The sequence below is a fragment of the Aminobacter sp. Piv2-1 genome (assembly GCF_037625995.1).
In the GTDB taxonomy this organism is placed as follows: domain Bacteria; phylum Pseudomonadota; class Alphaproteobacteria; order Rhizobiales; family Rhizobiaceae; genus Aminobacter.
The window spans coordinates 191,783-209,129 of record NZ_JARKMU010000009.1; the positions used below are offsets into that span (position 1 = coordinate 191,783).

At 67.9% G+C, this 17,347-nt stretch carries 15 protein-coding genes; 2 read left to right on the plus strand and 13 right to left on the minus strand.

The genetic code is table 11. The annotated features are described in order from the left end of the window. Nucleotides 1-189 precede the first annotated feature (189 nt). The 5 genes from AmiPiv_RS17795 to cobA all read right to left on the minus strand — a co-directional run bounded on the left by AmiPiv_RS17795 (nucleotide 190) and on the right by cobA (nucleotide 5,258). Nucleotides 190-1,176: a sulfate ABC transporter substrate-binding protein gene (locus AmiPiv_RS17795; RefSeq protein WP_340038825.1), complete on the minus strand. Its 987-nt coding sequence runs from the start codon at nucleotides 1,174-1,176 to the stop codon at nucleotides 190-192. 191 nt (nucleotides 1,177-1,367) lie between these two features. Continuing rightward, nucleotides 1,368-2,378, minus strand: coding sequence for a nicotinate-nucleotide--dimethylbenzimidazole phosphoribosyltransferase (cobT, locus tag AmiPiv_RS17800; protein WP_340038826.1), 1,011 nt, complete (start codon nucleotides 2,376-2,378; stop codon nucleotides 1,368-1,370). A 24-nt stretch (nucleotides 2,379-2,402) separates the two neighbouring features. Beyond that, nucleotides 2,403-3,158: an adenosylcobinamide-GDP ribazoletransferase gene (gene cobS / locus AmiPiv_RS17805; protein WP_340038827.1), complete on the minus strand. Its 756-nt coding sequence runs from the start codon at nucleotides 3,156-3,158 to the stop codon at nucleotides 2,403-2,405. A gap of 4 nt (nucleotides 3,159-3,162) precedes the next feature. After that, nucleotides 3,163-4,476: a cobyrinate a,c-diamide synthase gene (locus AmiPiv_RS17810; protein WP_340038828.1), complete on the minus strand. Its 1,314-nt coding sequence runs from the start codon at nucleotides 4,474-4,476 to the stop codon at nucleotides 3,163-3,165. Then, nucleotides 4,473-5,258, minus strand: a complete 786-nt coding sequence (gene cobA, locus AmiPiv_RS17815) for a uroporphyrinogen-III C-methyltransferase (RefSeq protein ID WP_340038829.1) — start codon at nucleotides 5,256-5,258, stop codon at nucleotides 4,473-4,475. The genes AmiPiv_RS17810 and cobA overlap by 4 nt, the downstream gene beginning before the upstream one ends. A 53-nt stretch (nucleotides 5,259-5,311) precedes the next feature. Between cobA and AmiPiv_RS17820 the strand changes: the two genes are divergently transcribed. Beyond that, the gene (locus AmiPiv_RS17820; protein WP_340038830.1) at nucleotides 5,312-6,427 is read left to right on the plus strand and encodes a cobalt-precorrin-5B (C(1))-methyltransferase; all 1,116 of its coding nucleotides are present in this window, start codon (nucleotides 5,312-5,314) and stop codon (nucleotides 6,425-6,427) included. Here AmiPiv_RS17820 and cobM read toward each other — a convergent pair. Genes cobM through cbiE form a run of 3 tightly spaced genes read right to left on the minus strand, consistent with a single transcriptional unit; the run spans nucleotide 6,394 to nucleotide 8,767 of the window. Next, nucleotides 6,394-7,158 carry a precorrin-4 C(11)-methyltransferase gene (gene cobM, locus AmiPiv_RS17825; protein WP_340038831.1) on the minus strand — a complete coding sequence of 255 codons (765 nt, stop codon included), beginning with the start codon at nucleotides 7,156-7,158 and terminating at the stop codon, nucleotides 6,394-6,396. The genes AmiPiv_RS17820 and cobM overlap by 34 nt on opposite strands. Next, the gene (locus AmiPiv_RS17830) at nucleotides 7,155-7,541 is read right to left on the minus strand and encodes a cobalamin biosynthesis protein (RefSeq protein WP_340038832.1); all 387 of its coding nucleotides are present in this window, start codon (nucleotides 7,539-7,541) and stop codon (nucleotides 7,155-7,157) included. The genes cobM and AmiPiv_RS17830 overlap by 4 nt, the downstream gene beginning before the upstream one ends. Then, a complete protein-coding gene (gene cbiE / locus AmiPiv_RS17835; protein WP_340038833.1) occupies nucleotides 7,538-8,767 on the minus strand; it encodes a precorrin-6y C5,15-methyltransferase (decarboxylating) subunit CbiE in 1,230 nt (409 codons plus the stop codon). Before cbiE ends, AmiPiv_RS17830 begins: the two co-directional genes overlap by 4 nt. A gap of 281 nt (nucleotides 8,768-9,048) precedes the next feature. On the opposite strand from cbiE, the gene AmiPiv_RS17840 reads away from it, so the two are divergent. After that, nucleotides 9,049-9,813 carry a cobalt-precorrin-6A reductase gene (locus AmiPiv_RS17840; RefSeq protein ID WP_340038834.1) on the plus strand — a complete coding sequence of 255 codons (765 nt, stop codon included), beginning with the start codon at nucleotides 9,049-9,051 and terminating at the stop codon, nucleotides 9,811-9,813. On the opposite strand, the gene AmiPiv_RS17845 is transcribed toward AmiPiv_RS17840, so the two are convergent. Genes AmiPiv_RS17845 through AmiPiv_RS17865 form a run of 5 tightly spaced genes read right to left on the minus strand, consistent with a single transcriptional unit; the run spans nucleotide 9,777 to nucleotide 17,251 of the window. Continuing rightward, nucleotides 9,777-10,541, minus strand: a complete 765-nt coding sequence (locus AmiPiv_RS17845) for a precorrin-3B C(17)-methyltransferase (protein ID WP_340038835.1) — start codon at nucleotides 10,539-10,541, stop codon at nucleotides 9,777-9,779. The genes AmiPiv_RS17840 and AmiPiv_RS17845 overlap by 37 nt on opposite strands. Continuing rightward, entirely contained in the window at nucleotides 10,538-11,290 is a 753-nt protein-coding gene (locus tag AmiPiv_RS17850) for a precorrin-2 C(20)-methyltransferase (RefSeq protein ID WP_340038836.1), read from the minus strand. Before AmiPiv_RS17850 ends, AmiPiv_RS17845 begins: the two co-directional genes overlap by 4 nt. Next, the gene (locus AmiPiv_RS17855) at nucleotides 11,287-11,919 is read right to left on the minus strand and encodes a precorrin-8X methylmutase (RefSeq protein ID WP_340038837.1); all 633 of its coding nucleotides are present in this window, start codon (nucleotides 11,917-11,919) and stop codon (nucleotides 11,287-11,289) included. The genes AmiPiv_RS17850 and AmiPiv_RS17855 overlap by 4 nt, the downstream gene beginning before the upstream one ends. A gap of 2 nt (nucleotides 11,920-11,921) precedes the next feature. Next, nucleotides 11,922-13,493: a precorrin-3B synthase gene (gene cobG / locus AmiPiv_RS17860; protein WP_445206975.1), complete on the minus strand. Its 1,572-nt coding sequence runs from the start codon at nucleotides 13,491-13,493 to the stop codon at nucleotides 11,922-11,924. Continuing rightward, nucleotides 13,490-17,251, minus strand: coding sequence for a cobaltochelatase subunit CobN (locus AmiPiv_RS17865; RefSeq protein WP_340038838.1), 3,762 nt, complete (start codon nucleotides 17,249-17,251; stop codon nucleotides 13,490-13,492). The genes cobG and AmiPiv_RS17865 overlap by 4 nt, the downstream gene beginning before the upstream one ends. Nucleotides 17,252-17,347: the final 96 nt, after the last annotated feature.

Genomic DNA, 17,347 nt, shown 5'->3' on the forward strand with positions numbered 1-17,347 from the left:
AATTCCAGCGACTTGATATACAAGCCGAAAGGCGTTGAGATTCCGTAAGTTTCGGCCATTTTGGCGCGTGATCCGCCCAATTACCGGCGACCGATGCCAACTGGGATGCCCGGCCGGCGCCGCATGGCCAAAAATGGCGAAAGCCGGCGCGGGCCGGCTTTCCCTTTGGCATCAGCGATGACGGCTGGTTCAGCGCTTTCCGTAGATCTGTTCCAGCAGGCCGCCGGGACCGAAATGTTCCTTCTGAATCTTGTCCCAGCCGCCGAACACGTCTTCCACCGTCACGAGGCGGACATCGGGGAACTGCGACTTGAATTCGGCGGCGACGGCGGAATCGTGGACACGGTTGCCGTATTCGGCGGCGATGCGCTGGCCTTCGGTGGTGTAGAGGAAGTCGAGATAGGTTTTGGCGAGATCGCGCGAGCCGCGCTCGTCGACGACCTTGTCGACGATGGCGACCGGGAACTCGGCGAGCAGGCTGACTGAGGGGGTGACGCTCTCCACCTTGTCGGTGCCGTACTCCCTGGCAATGCCACGCGTCTCTGCCTCGAAGGTGATCAGCACGTCGCCGATGCCGCGCTCGACGAAGGTGGTGGTGGCGGCGCGGCCACCCGTGTCGAACACCGGCACGTTGTCGAACAGCTTGGCGACGAACTCCTTGACCTTGGCCTCGTCGCCCTTGAACGCCTCCTTGGCGTAGGCGGTGGCGGCGAGATAGGTGTAGCGCGCGTTGCCCGAGGTCTTGGGGTTCGGGAAGATCACCTGCACGTCGTCGCGGACGAGGTCGGACCAGTCCTTGATATTCTTCGGATTGCCGGCGCGGACGAGGAAGGACGGCAGCGAATAGAAGGGCGAGGCCTGGTTGGGGAAATCCTTCTGCCAGTCGTCGGACACGAGGCCGTTCTTGACCAGGAAATCGATGTCGATGACCTGGTTGAAGGTGACGACGTCGGCCTGCAGCCCCTCGACGATGGAGCGCGCCTGCTTGGAGGTGCCGGCATGCGACTGGTCGACGGTGACACCGGGATGAGCAGCGGCGAAAGCCTTGTTCTCGGCGGCGAAGAGTTCGCGGGCGACGTCGTAGGAGGCGTTGAGAATCTTGTCGACGGACTGTGCCTGCGCCGGACCCGCGAGGAGCGCGGCAAGCGCCGCACCGACGAGTAGGAAGCGTTTCATTAGGGCGTTCTCCTGAGACTTGCGGCAAACTTTCGAAGTTGGCCGCAAGTTATCGGGGAGCGCCTATGCCGAGGAGGCAGAGGCAGGTCGCCTCTGCTCGATCACGTGGAACGGAATCCCAAATCTTGGTCGATTCCAGAAACCAGTTTCCAGCGCGATGTAAAACCCGCAGTCCGGAGAGCAACGGCCGACTATTTGTCGGTGACGCCAGCCTCGGCGAAGCTCGCCATCCTGGCGTGGCATTCGAGCGCCGAGCGGACGATGTTGACGGCAAGGCAGGCGCCGGAGCCTTCACCCAGCCGCATGCCCATGTCGAGCAGCGGTGAAAGCTTCAGCGATTCGAGCAGCTGGCGGTGGCCGGCCTCTGCCGACACGTGGGCGGACAGGGTATGAGCCAGGCCCTCCGGGTGTAGCTTCGCCAGCGGCGCCGCGGCAGCCGTGACGACGAAACCGTCGAGCAGAACCGGCACGTTGCGGTGGCGGGCGGCGAGGGTGGCGCCGAGGATCGCGGCGAGTTCGCGGCCGCCGAGGCATGCGGCGACGCCGAGCGGATCGGCGAGGCGATCCCGGTGGCGGGCGAGGCCTGCGTCGATCGCCACGAACTTGCGCGACAGGCCACTGTCGTCGACGCCTGTGCCCCGTCCCGCCCACTGTCGGCCGGTGCCGCCGAACAGCCCCGCGGCGATGGCCGCTGCAGGGGTGGTGTTGCCGATGCCCATTTCGCCGAAGCAGACAAGGTCGAGATCGTCGGTCACGGCGTCATAGCCGGTCGAGACGGCGGCGAGGAAGTCGGCCTCATCCATGGCGACTGTTTGGGTGAAGTCGCCGGTAGGGCGGTCGAGCTCGAGCGGGATGACCGCGAGCCCGGCACCGGCCAGGCGGGCAAGCTGGTTGATGGCGGCACCGCCGGCGGCGAAGTTGGCGACCATCTGCACCGTCACCTCGGACGGGTAGGCCGACACGCCCTGCGCGGTCACGCCATGATTGCCGGCAAAGACGATGACCTTGACCTTGTCCAGCCTGGGCATCTCGCGGCCCTGCCAGCGGCCGAGCCAGGCGGCGATCTGTTCGAGCTTGCCGAGGCTGCCGCGCGGCTTGGTCAGCGTGTCCTGGCGGGTGGCGACGGCGTCGGCGGCGGCATGGTTGCCGGCTGGAAGGTCGAGGCAGGCTGCGCGCAATTCATCGAGCGATTTGAAGGCCATGGCTGCGAAAACTCCGAAATTGAATCAAGCCAGGATGACGGATGCGGTGAAAAGTAGGGTGATCTCGGCGAGCTGCTGCAGGGCGCCGATGGTGTCGCCGCTCTGGCCGCCGATCTGGGCGAGGCAGAGCTTTCTGAAGGCGAAGAACAGGACGGCGAGGCAGAGACCTGCGACGATCGCGCCCTTGAGGCCGAGGAAGAACAGGCCGAGCCCGCCGATGACAAGGGCTGCGATCACAACCTCGTCCGCGACCGCGCCGACGCCGGCGGCAAGCCCGTCGACGCGTGCCTGCGGCAGGTGGCGCATGAAGGCCGGGATCAGCGCGCGCGAGCCGACATGGGCGGCGACAAGCGCGGCGAATACGGGCGCGGGGTCTTCCAATTCTGCAATCGCGCTCCAACGGGCGAGGATGGAGAGCGCTAGCGCGCAGGCACCGTAGCTGCCGATGCGGCTGTCGCGCATGATCTCGAGCTTGCGCTCGCGCGTGCTCCCTCCGCCGAAACCGTCAGCCGTGTCGGACAGGCCATCCTCGTGAAGGCAGCCGGTGACCAGCATGGCGGCGGCGATCGCCAGGGCGGCAGCCGGTCCTTCGGCGAGGCCGAGGGCATGGCCGGCGGCAAAGGCCAGCCAGGCGACAAGCGCCACGACGAGGCCGACCAGCGGCGCGGTCCAGATTGCATCGGCCAGCGAACGGTCCCTGACCTCGAAATGCGGCAGCGGCAGGCGCGTGAAGAAGACGAGGCCGAGGCGGATGTCGTCGATGAGCGTTGCCGGCGTCATCGTCTCAGCCTCGCGCGATCGCGTGGAAGAAGGTACCGGTGACATGGCCGCGCCGCCCGCCGAATCCGCCGAGCGGATTGCCCTGGCCGTCTGCCAGTTCGCCAAGAGGCGTGTCGTCGCCGCGTTCGACCGTCTGGGCGTAGTGGAATTCATGGCCTCGGATGACGCCGCCCTTGGGACCGAGCGGGCAGGGTGCCGCGAGCGTCGCCTGGCGGTAGCCGAGGTTCATCTTGCGCTTGGCGAAGCTGGTGGCGTGGCCGAGCAGGCCGAGCATCTCGTGGGTGACGCCGTCGGCGTCCTCGATGGAGCGGCCAAGCACCATGAAGCCGCCGCACTCGCCATGGACGGGTTTTGTCTCGGCGAAACGGCGTGTTCCCGACAGGAAATTCGAAGCTGCAGCAAGGCGGCCGGCGTGCAGTTCGGGGTAGCCGCCCGGCAGCCAACAGACGTCGCAGGAGGTGTCTGGCGCCTGGTCGGCAAGCGGCGAAAACGGCACCAGTTCCGCACCCATGGCGCGCCAATGTGCAGCGACATGCGGGTAGAGAAAGGTGAAAGCGGCGTCCTGGGCGAGCGCGACGCGCTGGCCGGGCGGCGGCAGGGCGAAGGACTGGTCGCCGGCGCTTGGCGCCAGCGGCGTCGCCAGCCCGACGATGGCGTCGATGTCGAGCGAGCGCTCGACCATGTCGGCGAGCTTCTCGATGTGAGCGAAGAGGTCGGCGTGTTCCTCTGCCTGGACGAGGCCGAGATGGCGTTCGGGAATGGACAGCGTCGGGTCGCGCAGGATGGCGCCGACGACAGGCAGGCCGAGCGCCTCGATGGCGTCGCCGGCAAGTTTCCGGTGGCGCTCGCTGCCGAGCCGGTTGAGCACGACGCCCGCGATCCGCACGTCGGGATCGTAGGTGGCAAAACCCTTGGCGATTGCCGCCGAGGTCTGCGACTGGCCGGAAACGTCGAGCACGAGCAGCACTGGCAGGCCATAGAGGCGGGCGAGATCGGCCGCCGCGCCTGAGCGGCCCTTTTCCGAGGGGATGCCGTCGAACAGGCCCATGGCGCTTTCGAGGATCACCAGCTCGGCATCGGCCGATGCGTCGGCGGCAAGCGCGTTGAGCAGCGACGGCGGCATGGCCCAACTGTCGAGATTGACGCCGGGCAGGCCGGTTGCGGCGGCGTGGAAGCCGGGGTCGATGTAGTCGGGGCCGGACTTCGCGCCGCGCACCTTGATGCCGCGGCGGGCGAGCGCGCGCAAAAGCCCGATGGTGACGCTGGTCTTGCCCGAGCCGGAGCGCGGGGCGCCGATGATGAGGCCGCGCGCCGTCACTTCTGCCCCATGAGTTTGGAGCGCAGCGAAACGATGCCGCCGACGATGATGAGCGATGGCGACACGACCTTTTCGCGCTCGGCGGTGGCGACCAGCGTGCCGAGCGTTGCGGTGACCGTGCGCTCCTCGGGCATCGAGGCGTTCTCGACGAATGCGGCAGGCGTGTCCGCCGACAGGCCGCCGGCCATCAGCTCGGCCACGGTCTCGGCCATGTGGGTCAGGCCCATGTAGATGACGATGGGCTGGCCGGTGCGGGCAAGGGCCGCCCAGTCGGGGCGGTCGTCGCTGACAGCCGCAAAGCCAGTGGCCAGGATGATCGCGCCGTTGACGCCGCGCATGGTCGCCGGGATGCCTGCCGCGGAGAGTCCGCCGAAAGCGGAGGTAATGCCCGAGAGCACCCGCCAGGGGATGTTCTCGCGGGTCAGCACCAGCGCTTCCTCGGCGCCCCGGCCGAAGACGAAGGGATGGCCGCCCTTGAGCCGCACGACCTTGCGGCCCTCGCTCGCCAGCCTGACCAGCAGCGCGTTGATGTCTCCCTGCGGGATCGACAGCCGGCCGCCACGCTTGCCGACGAAGAACTTTTCCGCCTGCTCGGCGACGGCGACGATCTCGGGCGACACCAGCGCGTCATGCACCAAGGCATCTGCCTGGGCGAGCGCCGACAGAACGTCGAGCGTCAGCAGGCCGGGATCGCCGGGACCGGCGCCGGCCAGCCAGACATGGCCGGGTTCGAGCCGGTGGGGTTTGTAGTTCAAACGCGAGATGGCAGTTTCAAGGCTCATGCGTGTCGCTTTCGGCGATGACGTGCAGGCTCGGCCAGCCTATAGATCGCGTCATGAATGAAGAAGATCGTCCGCTCAAGCGCGGCTGGACCACCGGCGCCTGCGCAACCGCCGCCACCAAGGCGGCGTGCGTGGCTTTGAAGACGGGAGCGTTTCCCGACCCGGTGGAGATTGTGCTGCCGGGCGGCCAGAACGTGGCCTTCGCGCTGGCCGGAAACGAACGTGGCGACGGCTGGGCTATGGCCGGCATTGTCAAGGACGCCGGCGACGACCCTGACGTGACGCATGGCGCGCTCGTCATGAGCACGGTGCGACCGGGCATGGCGGGCAACGGCGTGGTGTTCAAGGCGGGCAAGGGCGTCGGCACGGTGACGCGGCCGGGCCTGCCGATCCCGCCCGGTGAGGCCTCGATCAACCCGGTGCCGCGCAAGATGATCGCTGGCGTCGTCGCCGAGGTGCTGGGCGAGGGCGCCGACGTCGAGGTCGAGATTTCCGTCGCGGGCGGCGAGGAGATGGCGCTCAAGACGCTGAACCCGCGCCTCGGCATCCTCGGCGGCATCTCGATCCTCGGGACCACCGGCATCGTCATTCCCTATTCCTGCTCGGCCTGGATCCACTCGATCCATCGTGGCGTCGACGTGGCGCGCGCCATGGGCTTCGACCACGTTGCTGGCTCGACCGGCAACGCTTCCGAGACGGCCGTGCAGAAGTTCCACAGCCTGCACGAGGTGCAGCTGATCGACATGGGCGACTTCGTCGGCGGCATGCTGAAATACATCCGCGCCCATCCGGTGCCGAAGGTGACCATTGCCGGCGGCGTCGCCAAGATGACGAAGCTCGCGCAAGGGCTGCTCGACCTGCATTCGAGCCGCGGTTCGGCCGATCTCGACGGACTGGCTGCGGTCGCGATGGAAGCCGGCGCCGATGCCGCTCTCGAGGCCCGCATCAAGGGCGCCAACACGGTGGCGGAAGCCTTCATCGAGGCCAACAAGGCCGGCATCGCTATTGGCGACGCTGTTGCAAGCGCTGCCTGGCGCACGGCGGCTGCCGTGTTCGACAACCCCGACATTGCGATCGAGATCCTGGTCTTCAACCGCGAGGGAGAGCTGAGGGGGCATGCGCCCTTCGCGCCAAGTCATAGCCCGTCGCGGCCCCTGAAACGGCGCTGATAATACGCGTCGTAGAGCGAGCTTTCGCGGAAATCCTCGGCCGCCAGCGATTGGCCGACGAAGATGATGGCGGTGCGCTCGATCGGGTCCTTGGCCAGTTCGGCTGCAATCGTCGACAGCGTGGCCCTGACGATGCGCTCGTCCGGCCAGGAGGCGCGGAAGACGACTGCGACGGGACAATCCGGGCCATAGTGCGGGGTAAGCTCAGCCACGACCTGGTTGATGGCATGGATCGACAGGTGCACGGCGAGCGTAGCACCCGTGCGGCCGAAGCCGGCCAGCGTTTCGCCCGGAGGCATCTTCGAGGCGCGGCCGGAAGTGCGGGTCAGCACCAGGCTTTGGGCGACCTCGGGAATGGTCAGTTCGCGCTTCAGCGCTGCCGCAGCGGCGGCGAAGGACGGCACGCCGGGGGTCAACGTGTAGGGGATGCCGTGCTTTTCCAGACAGCGGATCTGCTCGGCGACAGCGCTCCACACGGAGAGATCGCCCGAATGCAGCCGCGCGACGTCGTGGCCAGCCTGATGGGCCGCCAGGTATTCCGCCTCGATCTCGTCGAGCGACATGGGAGCGGTGTCGACCAGCCGTGCGTCTGTGGGGCAATAGGATAAAAGCTCCGGCGAGACGATGGAGCCGGCATAGAGGCAGACGGGACATGAGCCGAGCAGGCGGCTGCCGCGCACCGTGATGAGGTCTGCCGCGCCTGGGCCGGCGCCGATGAAATGAACGGTCAAGCTGTGGCTCCAGAGGTGGCGATGGCGCAGGTGGCGGGGCCGACAATCGTGCGCGGGCCGAGCAAGGCGGCGTCGGTGCCTGCGGCGGCAAGGGCTGACGCTTCCGATACCGACGGCGTGCCGGCGGCTTCCTGCGAGGCCTGCGAATGGCTGAGCGTGCGGGATCCTGCGGCGGCGAGCGCTGCGTCGTCGACTACGAGCAGCGGCAGGTCGAGGCGGCGCGCGGCGGCCAAGATGCCGGGTTCGTCGCGCTTCAGGCTTGCGGTGGCCAGCGCCGAAAGTGCGGTGACTGCGAGGCCGTGGGCTTCGAGCGCGGTCTCGATTGCCGAAAGGATGTCTTCGTGCGCCGCGCCTTTGCGGCAGCCGATGCCTGCGACCATCATGGCTTCACCCAGCTCCACTGCGTGACCGGCATCGCCGGCCGCCAGCCGGTCATCGAGCCTACAGGGGCGGCGCGGGAGACTTGAAGGCGCAACAGCTCGCCGCCGAGCGCGGCATGGCGCGCCAGCAGCAGCGTTTCCATTTCGAGCGTGACGGCGTTGGCGACCAGCCGACCGCCGGAGCGGAGCGCCGTGATGGCCGCGTCGAAGACGCCTGCGTCCGAACCGCCACCGCCGATGAAGACCACGTCGGGCGTCGGCAGGCCGGCAAGGGCTTCGGGCGCGGCGCCTTTCACAACCTGCAAGCCGGGCACGCCGCAGGCGCTGGCATTGCGCGCGATGCGCTCGGCGCGTTCGGGGTTGTGCTCGATGGCAATGGCGCGCAGCGAGGGGTGGCAGAGCATCCACTCGATGGAGATCGACCCCGAGCCGCCGCCGATGTCCCACAGCAATTCGCCGCGGCGGGGAGCGAGTGTCGACAGCGTGACGGCGCGGATCTCGCGCTTGGTGATCTGGCCATCATGCTCGAACAACTCGTCGGGCAACCCCGAAGCCATAGGCAGAATTCGTGCCTGCGGACTTGATTCAAGCTCAAGCGCCAGCACGTTGAGCGGATTGACGTTTTCGAGGTTGAAGCCTGCGGCGGTCGTGGAGCGGATGCGTTCGCTGTCGCCGCCCAGCGCTTCGAGCATGGTCAGGCGTGAGGCGCCGAAGCCGCTGCCGGCGATGAGTGCTGCGATCTGGGCCGGGGCTTCTCCGTCGGATGTCAACGCGATGATGCGCGCGCCTTGATGCAGCAGCGGGCGGATCAGGTCTATGGCGTGGCCGTGAAGCGAGACCGTCTCGATGTCCTGCAGCGCCCAGCCCAGCCGCGAGGCGGCGAGCGAGAAGGCGGAGGGGGCAGGCAGGACGCGCATTTCAGCTAAGGGCACGGCGCGGGCAAGTGTGACGCCGACGCCGTGCAGGAAAGGATCGCCGGAGGCGAGCACGCAGACGTTCTTGCCGCGTAGGGCGACGACATCGCGCATTTCGCTGTCGAAGGGTGTCGGCCAGGGGCGGGCCTCGCCGCGGATAAGCTTGGCTGCCAATGCGAGGTGGCGCTTGCCACCGAAGACGTTGCTTGCCGCCGAAATGACGCGCTTGGCCTCGTCGCCGAGACCCGCGACACCATCCTCGCCGATGCCGACGACGGTCAGCCATTTTTGCTCTGGTGTGGGGCGTGTTGTCATGTCGCGCTGCCCCTCATCCGCCTGCCGGCACCTTCTCCCCGCAGGCGGGGAGAAGGGAGAAGCGGCAACGCCGGTGCTTCCTTCATCACGGCGGCGGTGCGGAGCCTTCTCGGGAGAGGTCTCCCAACAAGCGAAAAGGACCTCCATGGGTAGGACAGGGAGTTCACGACAGACTTCTCGACCGGAAACAGGGACCGGCGGTCACGTTGACGAACCCCTCTCCCCGTCCTTACGGGGAGAGGGTAAGGGTGAGGGGCAGTTTCTTGCGAACGCGGACGGTCATGAAAAAAGTTCTGATCCTGGGCGGCACCACCGAAGCGCGGCAGCTGGCGGCGAAGCTTGCCGCGCGCGGCGATCTCGACGTCACGCTGTCGCTGGCCGGGCGCACCGAAAACCCGGTCGCGCAGCCGGTGCCGGTGCGCGTGGGCGGCTTTGGCGGCGCGCAGGGGCTGGCCGACTGGCTGGTCGAGCACAACATCGACCTTATGATCGACGCCACGCATCCCTATGCGGCGCGCATCTCGGCCAATGCGGCGGAGGCGGCGCGGATCGCTGGTGTGCCAATCTTCGCCCTTCGCCGCCCCGGCTGGGAGCCGGTCGATGGCGATCGCTGGACGCTGGTGGACGACGGCGAGGAAGCCGTTGCCGCGCTGGGCGACAAGGCGCGCCGCGTGTTCCTGGCGCTCGGACGGCAGGAGGTGGCGGCGTTCGAGACCGCACCCCAGCACGCCTATGTCATTCGCAGCGTCGACCCGATCGAGCCGCCGCTCGGCGTGCCCGACGCGACCTACATATTGGCGCGCGGGCCGTTTGCCGAGGCCGACGAGCGGGCGCTGCTCGAGGAGCAGGAAATCGAGGTCATCGTTGCCAAGAACAGTGGCGGGCAGGCGACCTACGGCAAGATCGCGGCAGCTAGAGAGCTCGGCATCGAGGTGATCCTGTTCCGCCGGCCATTGCTGCCCGACGTGCCGTCGGCTCCAAGCGTGTCCGCGATGGCCGAGATGGTCGATCATTTCGCCGCCCCAGTCGAAAAGCGCGGCGTGTAGACCAGCGGGCGCTTGCCGTCGCGTTCGATCAGGCGCGTTTCCGGCGAGCCGATGACCACGCAGGTGGCCATGTCGGCCTGTGACGTATCGGCTTCGCCAAGCGTGACGATTTCGATGCGCTCGTCGGGCCGGCCGGCGGCGCGTCCGAAGATGACGGGCGTCGTGGCAGGCAGGTGGGCGCGCAGCGTCTCGAAGGCGCTGCCGAGTTGCCAAGGACGGGCCTTGCTGATCGGATTGTAGAGCGAGATGACGAAGCCTGCCTGGGCGACGGCGACGAGACGGCGCACGACCAGATCCCACGGCTTCAGATTGTCCGACAGGTTGATGGCGCAGAAATCGTGGCCGAGCGGTGCGCCGGTGCGGGCCGCGACGGCCAGCATGGCGGTGACGCCGGGAACCACCGAGAGATCGATGTCGCGCCATTCCTTGGGGCCGGCCTCGATGGCTTCGCAGACGGCTGCGGCCATGGCGAAGACGCCGGGGTCGCCGCCCGAGACCACGGCAACGTTATGGCCGCTCGCCGCCATTTCGAGCGCTGCATTGGAACGCGAGATTTCCTCGCGGTTATCGGAGGCGACTCGGGTCTGGTCGGAGCGCAATTCCAGCCGGTCGAGATAGGGCTTGTAGCCGTAGAAATGGCTCGCCTCGGCGACGGCGTGGCTGGCCTCGGGCGTGATCTGGTCCGGATTGCCGGGCCCAAGGCCGATGACGACGAGGCGGCCGCTCAATTGTCCGCTCCCGGCTTGCCGGCCCAGCCTGGCACCAAAACGATGGCGAAATAGGGCGCCTTGTCGTCTGATTTGTCGACGAGCCGCATGTGCTGCGTGTTCGGCATGGTGCCGCGCTCGACATAAAGCGCGCGGCCGAGCTTGCCGGTGGCCTCCAGCGCCTTGCGGATCTTGGGCAGGTTGCGGCCCACCTTCATGATGACGGCAGCGTCGGTGTCGGCGAGGCGGCGGGTCAGCTCGAACTCGCTCATGGTGCCTGGCAGCACCGACAGCACGTCGTCGCCCTGGACGATCGGAACGCCCGTCTGCGACCAGCAGCCCGACATGGCGGTGACGCCGGGGATGACCTCGGTCGGGTAGAGATGCGACAGGCGCACATGCAGGTGCATGTAGGAGCCGTAGAACAGCGGGTCGCCCTCGGACAGGATAGCCACGGTGCGGCCCTGATTGAGATGGGCGGCCACGGCCTGGGCAGACTGTTCATAGAAACCCGTGATGGCGGCGCGGTAGTCGTCGTGATCCTTGTCGATCTCTGTGGTAACAGGATAGACGAGCGGCAGCTCGATCACATCGTCGCGGAAATGCGCGTCGGTGATGGTGCGGGCGTTGCCGTTGGCGCCGCGCTTGGAAAAGTGCGCGATCACGTCGGCCTCGGCCAGCGCGCGCACGGCCTTGACGGTCAATAGTTCGGGGTCGCCGGGTCCGGTGCCTACGCCGATGAGTCGGCCTTTTGCAGTAGCAGCGCTCACAGGCCCGGCCTCGCCAGCGAGTTGAGCGCAGCGGCGGTCATCGCGCTGCCGCCGAGGCGGCCGCGCACGATGGCATAGGGCACGCCGTAGGAGTTGTCGGCCAGGGCGTCCTTGGATTCGGCGGCACCGACGAAACCGACCGGCATGCCGATGATGGCGGCAGGCTTGGGCGCGCCGTCGCGCAGCTTTTCGAGCAGGTAAAACAGGGCCGTCGGCGCGTTGCCGATGGCGACGACCGAGCCGGCGAGCTTGTCGGCCCACAGGTCGATTGCCGCGGCGGAGCGGGTGTTGCCGATCTCCCTGGCGATGTCGGCCGTGCGAGGGTCGCGCAGGGTGCAGATCACTTCGTTGTCGGCGGGCAGGCGGGCACGCGTGACGCCGCGCGCCACCATCTCGGCGTCGCAGAAGATCGGCGCACCGGCCTTCAGCGCGTTGCGCGCGGCGGAGACGAAGTTTTCCGAGAAGACGAAATGCTGTGCGGCTTCGACCAGGCCGCAGGCATGGATCATGCGCACCGCGACATCGGCTTCGTCCTCGGAAAAGCGCGAGAGGTCGGCTTCCGAGCGGATGATGGCGAAGGAGCGTTCGTAGATGGCCGTGCCATCATGGATGTAGTCGTAGGCGGCCATGTTCATTCCTGTGCCAGAGCTTGCGCGAGGCGCTTTGCGCCCAACCGTGCGAGGCAAGCGGCGACATTTTCGTCCGGCTTGCGCTCCTGGGCGAGCAATTTCGTGAGGCGGCCCATGCCGCGCGCGGCTTCATAGCTCGCGGTGTAGGCGGCCGGAAGGCCCTTCGCCGTTCCGCCGACGACAAATGCCGCACCTTTTTCGTCACCGACGATGGTGACAGTCGCAGGGCCGGGATGGGCGCAGCCCTTGGCGCAGCCGGAGACGTGGAGCGAGAGCGCCGGGTCGAGGCCCTCGCCGAGGTCTGCTGCGATGTCAGCCGCGACGTCGCGCGCGGCGATCATGCCCGAAGCACAGGCCGGCGCGCCGGGGCAGGCGGCGATGCGGATGCGGGGATCGGTGGGCGAGGTGACGAGGCCGAGGGTTTTGGCGGCGGCGGTGAGGGAGTGCGCGGACGCAGGGGCGAGGCCCATGATCAGCAAGGTCCGGCCGGGGGCAGGGCGGATGCCGGTGGCGCCGGCCGTTGTTGCGGCCTGGCAGAATGAGATCAGGCTTCGGGCGTCGATGCTGCCGAAGGGGAGGGCGATGCCGAGTGCGATTCGGTTCTTGGCCAACGGCAGGATTCCGATGGGAGATGAATCCGTTGGCGTGGTTGGCTCAGAATTCGATTCACCTGCTTGAATGGGAACACGGGCCCGCGCATCGGCAACGCCAAAAGCGGCTATGCCGCGATCCTTCGCACCCCCCTCTGTCCTGCCGGACATCTCCCCCACAGGGGGGGAGATTGGCGGTGTCGTCGGCTGCACTCGTCCTGCAACGTTGATGTTGAATGTTGGCGAAGACGCAGATGAAGGCGTAATCTCCCCCCTTGTGGGGGAGATGTCCGGCAGGACAGAGGGGGGTGGGAAGGAACGAGAGGCTTCCGGCGATCTGATGGCCTTTCGGATGGCCTCTTCGTCGAGGTCGCGAGCGCGGCCTGCACGGCCCAGCGCGGCGACAGCGTGAAGGATGTCGAGCGTGGCAGCGCATGCCACATCCGCCTCGAACGCGCCGACAAAGATTGCCGCAGCCTCATCGCCGCCGACTGACAAGCGCCAGCGCGAGGCACTGACCGCCACCAGCCTGACATCGCCCATGACCGAACCCAGCCCGAGCTGACCGCGACCATCAACGACGACAGACACTTTCGGACCGAGGCGCTTGGCGAGGCCGGCCTCGGAGATGCCGGCGCGGATGGCGGCGGCGAGGGGCGTGGGGTCGGCGATTTCAGCCGGATCGATGCCGGCGAGTGGGCTGGTGTCCACCGGCACGCCGGTGCGCACTGCGATGCCGAGCGCATCGACTTCTTCGGCGAGCAGGCACGCGCTATCCGCCGTCAGCCCCCTGATCTGGATGCTGCCTCGGGCGGTAACCTCGACGATGCCGTTGCCATGTCGTGCGGCGGAATCCGAGAGTCCGATCAAGGTCTTGGGCGCGAGTTCTCCAGCAAGCGGATTGATCCGCACTAGCAGGCCGTCGCCGGTTTGCATTGGCGCGGACAGTGCGGGGCAGGCGCCGCGGCGGGAGAAGCCGGTCATGCTGCGACCTCGCGCGCTTCAGCTTCCGCAATGAGGGCGGCGAGGTCGTCGTCGATGGAGTTGCGCAGCGGATGCCACAGGCCGCGCCGGCGTGCAGCGGCAAAGCGCTCGGCAATGAATTTCGCGGCGGCCGGGTTTTCGCGCAGCATGAAGTCGCGCACCGCGTCGTCACCGACATAGGCGTCGTGGACGGCCTCGATCAGCGCGCCGGGAATGGCGTTGGTGGTCTCGGCGAAGCCGATCAGCCGGTCGACCGTCTCGGCGAACTCGGAGGCGCCGCGCGGGCCGTGGCGCATCTGGCCGGCGATGAAACGGGCGTTGGTGGCGCGGGCACGCACCACGCGGCCGACGGCTTCGGTGACCGAGCGCGGGCGCGGCTTGTGTGGGTCGGAAGTGTCGAGCACGATGACGTCGGCATTCTTGCCGAGTGCCGCCAATGCCGCTGTGAAGCCGCCGATGAAGGCGACGTCGGCCGAGCCTTCGAGGATGTCGCGGCCGGGGTCATCGCCGGTGTGGACCAGCAGGTCGGCTTCGGCGATGCGGCCGGCAAAGGCGCCGGGCGCCGAAACACCTTCGCCGTCGCTGCCGCCATAAGCATGCGACGCGGCGTCGAGATAGGCGCGGCCGAGTTCTTCCCGCGCGCTCCAGTCGCCGCTGGAGAGTAGGTCTTCGAGACCGGCGCCATAGGTGCCGGGGGAAGAGCCGAAGATGCGCGGCTCGACCTTGCCCGCGGCGCGCGTGCTGGCGGCGAGCGGGTTATCGTGGTCGTCCTCGTCGCGGGTGGCCACAGTGCGGGCGGCGGCGTCGATCAGCGCGATCTGGGTCGGGAACATGTCGCGGAACAGGCCCGAGATGCGCCAGGTGACGTCGACGCGCGGGCGGCCGAGCGCTGCCGGCGGCAGCACCTCGATGCCGGTGACGCGGCCCGTGGCAGCGTCCCATTGCGGCCGGCAGCCCATCAGTGCCAGCCCTTGGGCGATCTCTTCGCCGCCGGTGCGCAACGAGGCGCTGCCCCAGAGGTCGATGACCAGCGCGCGCGGCCATTCACCGTGGCTCTGCAGGTAGCTGCGCATGACCTCGTCGCTGGCGGCCTTGCCGAGGTCGAAGGCCGTCGGCGTCGGCATGGTGCGAGGATCGGAGGTGAACAGGTTGCGCCCTGTCGGCAGGACGTCGGTGCGGCCACGCGCCGGCGCGCCCGAGGGGCCGGCCTTGACGTGGCGGCCGTCGAGTGCGGCGATCAGGTTTTGCCGCTCGGCCTCGGCGCTCGCGAGACGAGCGGCGTCCGGCTCGTCGGCGTCAGTGCGGCCATAGACGTGGAGGCCGTCCTTGATAGCGAAATCCTTGAGGTCGCAGAGCCAGGCGTCGATGCGGCGCAAGGCCTCGTCGGGCGCGTCTGTCCTGGCGACGCCGGCTTCGGCCGCGAGGCCGGTCTGGGAGGCGGTCTCGACGATGAGCTTCGCCAGCCTGTCGCGACGGCGGCGATCGAGGCCGTCGGCCTGGGCATATTCGTCGACCAGACGCTCGAGTTTCTGCTGGCGTTCGTCCAGCCCGGCCGAGGCGAGCGGCGGGGGCAGGTGGCCGAGCGTGACAGCCGAGATGCGGCGCTTGGCCTGCGCTGCCTCGCCGGGGTTGGAGACGATGAAGGGATAGACCACCGGCAGTGAGCCGGTGACGATCTCGGGGAAGCAGGTCTGGCTCAGCGCCACCGCCTTGCCGGGCAGCCATTCGAGCGTGCCGTGGGCGCCGACATGGACGATGGCGTGGCAGCCGAGGGATTTTTGCAGCCAGAGACCGAAGGCCAGCAGCGCGTGGCGAGGTGGCAGCGTCGGGTCGTGATAGTCGGCGCGGCGGTCGGCCGAGCGGCCACGATCGGGGGCAAGGGCGACGGTGACGTTGCCGAAAGTGGCGGCGCGGAAGGGGAAGGATTGGAGGGCGCGAGCGTACGCGGAGGTATCGCGCTCTACGTTGCCCCCCTCTGTCCTGCCGGACATCTCCCCCGCAAGGGGGGAGATTGGCAGCTCCAGCGCGACCGCTCGTTCTGCAACGTTGGCGATTGGCAACGGCGTAGATGACAGCCTGATCTCCCCCCTTGCGGGGGAGATGTCCGGCAGGACAGAGGGGGGCAACGTAGAGCGCTTGCTTGCGCGTTCAGCTTCGTCCTCGGGCAGTCCCCAGGCAGCTTCGACCGCGTCCCGGGCTTCTGCCGGCAGTTCCGCAAACATCGCCACGTAGTCGTCGAGCGAAAGCCCATGTCGGCCGGTCTCGATCAGGTCCAGCAGTTCCCGCGGCGATTCCGGAATCGATTCAACATCGTACCTGGTAGCCTTCAGGTCGTGCAGCATGGCGAGCACGCTGGATGGCACGTCGAGGCCGACGGCATAGCCGGTGCGGCCTGGCGCGCTGGGATAGTCGGGGATGAGGATCGCGAGCTTGCGCTCATGACGCGGCGTCTCGCGCAGCCTAAGATGTGCGGCGATGCGGCGGGCGACCTGTTCGACGCGGTCGGGTTCGGGCCGGTTAGCGAAGGCGCGGAAGCCGAGGGCGGGGTCGACCTCGCTCTCTGCCTTGAACGAGATGGCGCCGGCGAGGATGCGGCCGTCGAGTTCGGGCATCACCACATGCATGGCGAGGTCGGCGGGCGCGAGACCGCGCGGGCTGCCCTCCCAGGCCTCGCGGCGGGTGGTGGCGACGATGACCTGGAACACCGGAACGCCGGCGCGGTCGAACAGTGTCTCCGCGCCGGGCTCGGCGCCTGCAGCGAAGGCGGTCGCGGTGACGATGGCCGAGGGGTTCAGTTCGGCAAGAGCTGCCTCGACGAAGGCGAGCGAGTCATTGTCCTTGAGGCTCGATACGAAGATCGGGGCAGGGCGCATGCCTTGAGCGAGGAGCGCTTCGACCAATGCGTCGATGGGGGCGACGTCGGCGGCCAGAAGCATCGAGCGGTAGAAGAGGATGGGGACGATGGAGGCGTTTTCAGCGTCGCGATCCTTCGCACCCCCCTCTGTCCTGCCGGACATCTCCCCCACAAGGGGGGAGATTGGCCAATCGTCGGCGATTTCGCTGATTGGTGGCGTTGCTGGATGCACGCCGCGGTCGATGACAGGTGATCTCCCCCCTTGTGGGGGAGATGTCCGGCAGGACAGAGGGGGGCGCGAAGAAGCGCTGTCCCAACCCGCTAAAAAGGTCTCCAAATCATCGACAATGCCGTGGTCGGGATCATAAAACCCGGCCTTCGGCACCGACACCGGCGCTGAAGCCGTGCTTTTGCCACCCGCCAGGCCTGCCAGCCGCGCGACCAGCGTTTTCATGTTCTCGGGGCCGCCTTCGCGGAAATATCCGAGCAGGGCGTCGAGTTCGTCGCGCGGCAGCGTCGAGGCTTCGATCAGCCGCAAATCCTCGTCGTGGCTTTCGCCGGGTAGCAGCGCCAGCGCGATGCCTTTTTCGCGTGCAAGGGCGGCGAGGCGGTCGCAGCCGTAGCGCCACCAGTCGTGGCCGCCGAGGATGCGGACGAGGATGACCTTGGCGTGGCATGCCACGCTGTCGATCCAGAGGTCGACGGACATGGGGTGGCGGAGGTCGCGCAGGTTGGCCAGCCGCATCGGCGGCAGGTTTGCCGCATCCGCCTTCCAGGCGTTGGCGAGGCCCGCGAGGTCGCTGTCGGTGAAGGACAGCGCCACCACATCCGCAGGCTTCTGCCTGAGGTCGACCGGCTCGATCAGGTCGTCGAGCGAGGCGGATGTGGTGGTGAGGATGTGCATCAGCGCGCCCCTCGGAAGGCTGTGCGAGGTCGCCCCCTCACCGGCTCGCTACGCTCGCCACCTCTCCCCGAGGGGAGAGGAGCAGCATTGGCGGTG

What these genes read in the sequence shown, in the direction of transcription:
- AmiPiv_RS17795 (WP_340038825.1), bottom strand. Translation starts at nt 1,176, where the DNA reads ATGAAACGCTTCCTACTCGTCGGTGCGGCGCTTGCCGCGCTCCTCGCG.
- cobT (WP_340038826.1), bottom strand. Translation starts at nt 2,378, where the DNA reads ATGGCCTTCAAATCGCTCGATGAATTGCGCGCAGCCTGCCTCGACCTT.
- cobS (WP_340038827.1), bottom strand. Translation starts at nt 3,158, where the DNA reads ATGACGCCGGCAACGCTCATCGACGACATCCGCCTCGGCCTCGTCTTC.
- cobA (WP_340038829.1), bottom strand. Translation starts at nt 5,258, where the DNA reads ATGAGCCTTGAAACTGCCATCTCGCGTTTGAACTACAAACCCCACCGG.
- AmiPiv_RS17820 (WP_340038830.1), top strand. Translation starts at nt 5,312, where the DNA reads ATGAATGAAGAAGATCGTCCGCTCAAGCGCGGCTGGACCACCGGCGCC.
- AmiPiv_RS17830 (WP_340038832.1), bottom strand. Translation starts at nt 7,541, where the DNA reads ATGATGGTCGCAGGCATCGGCTGCCGCAAAGGCGCGGCGCACGAAGAC.
- cbiE (WP_340038833.1), bottom strand. Translation starts at nt 8,767, where the DNA reads ATGACAACACGCCCCACACCAGAGCAAAAATGGCTGACCGTCGTCGGC.
- AmiPiv_RS17840 (WP_340038834.1), top strand. Translation starts at nt 9,049, where the DNA reads ATGAAAAAAGTTCTGATCCTGGGCGGCACCACCGAAGCGCGGCAGCTG.
- AmiPiv_RS17855 (WP_340038837.1), bottom strand. Translation starts at nt 11,919, where the DNA reads ATGGCCGCCTACGACTACATCCATGATGGCACGGCCATCTACGAACGC.
- cobG (WP_445206975.1), bottom strand. Translation starts at nt 13,493, where the DNA reads ATGACCGGCTTCTCCCGCCGCGGCGCCTGCCCCGCACTGTCCGCGCCA.
- AmiPiv_RS17865 (WP_340038838.1), bottom strand. Translation starts at nt 17,251, where the DNA reads ATGCACATCCTCACCACCACATCCGCCTCGCTCGACGACCTGATCGAG.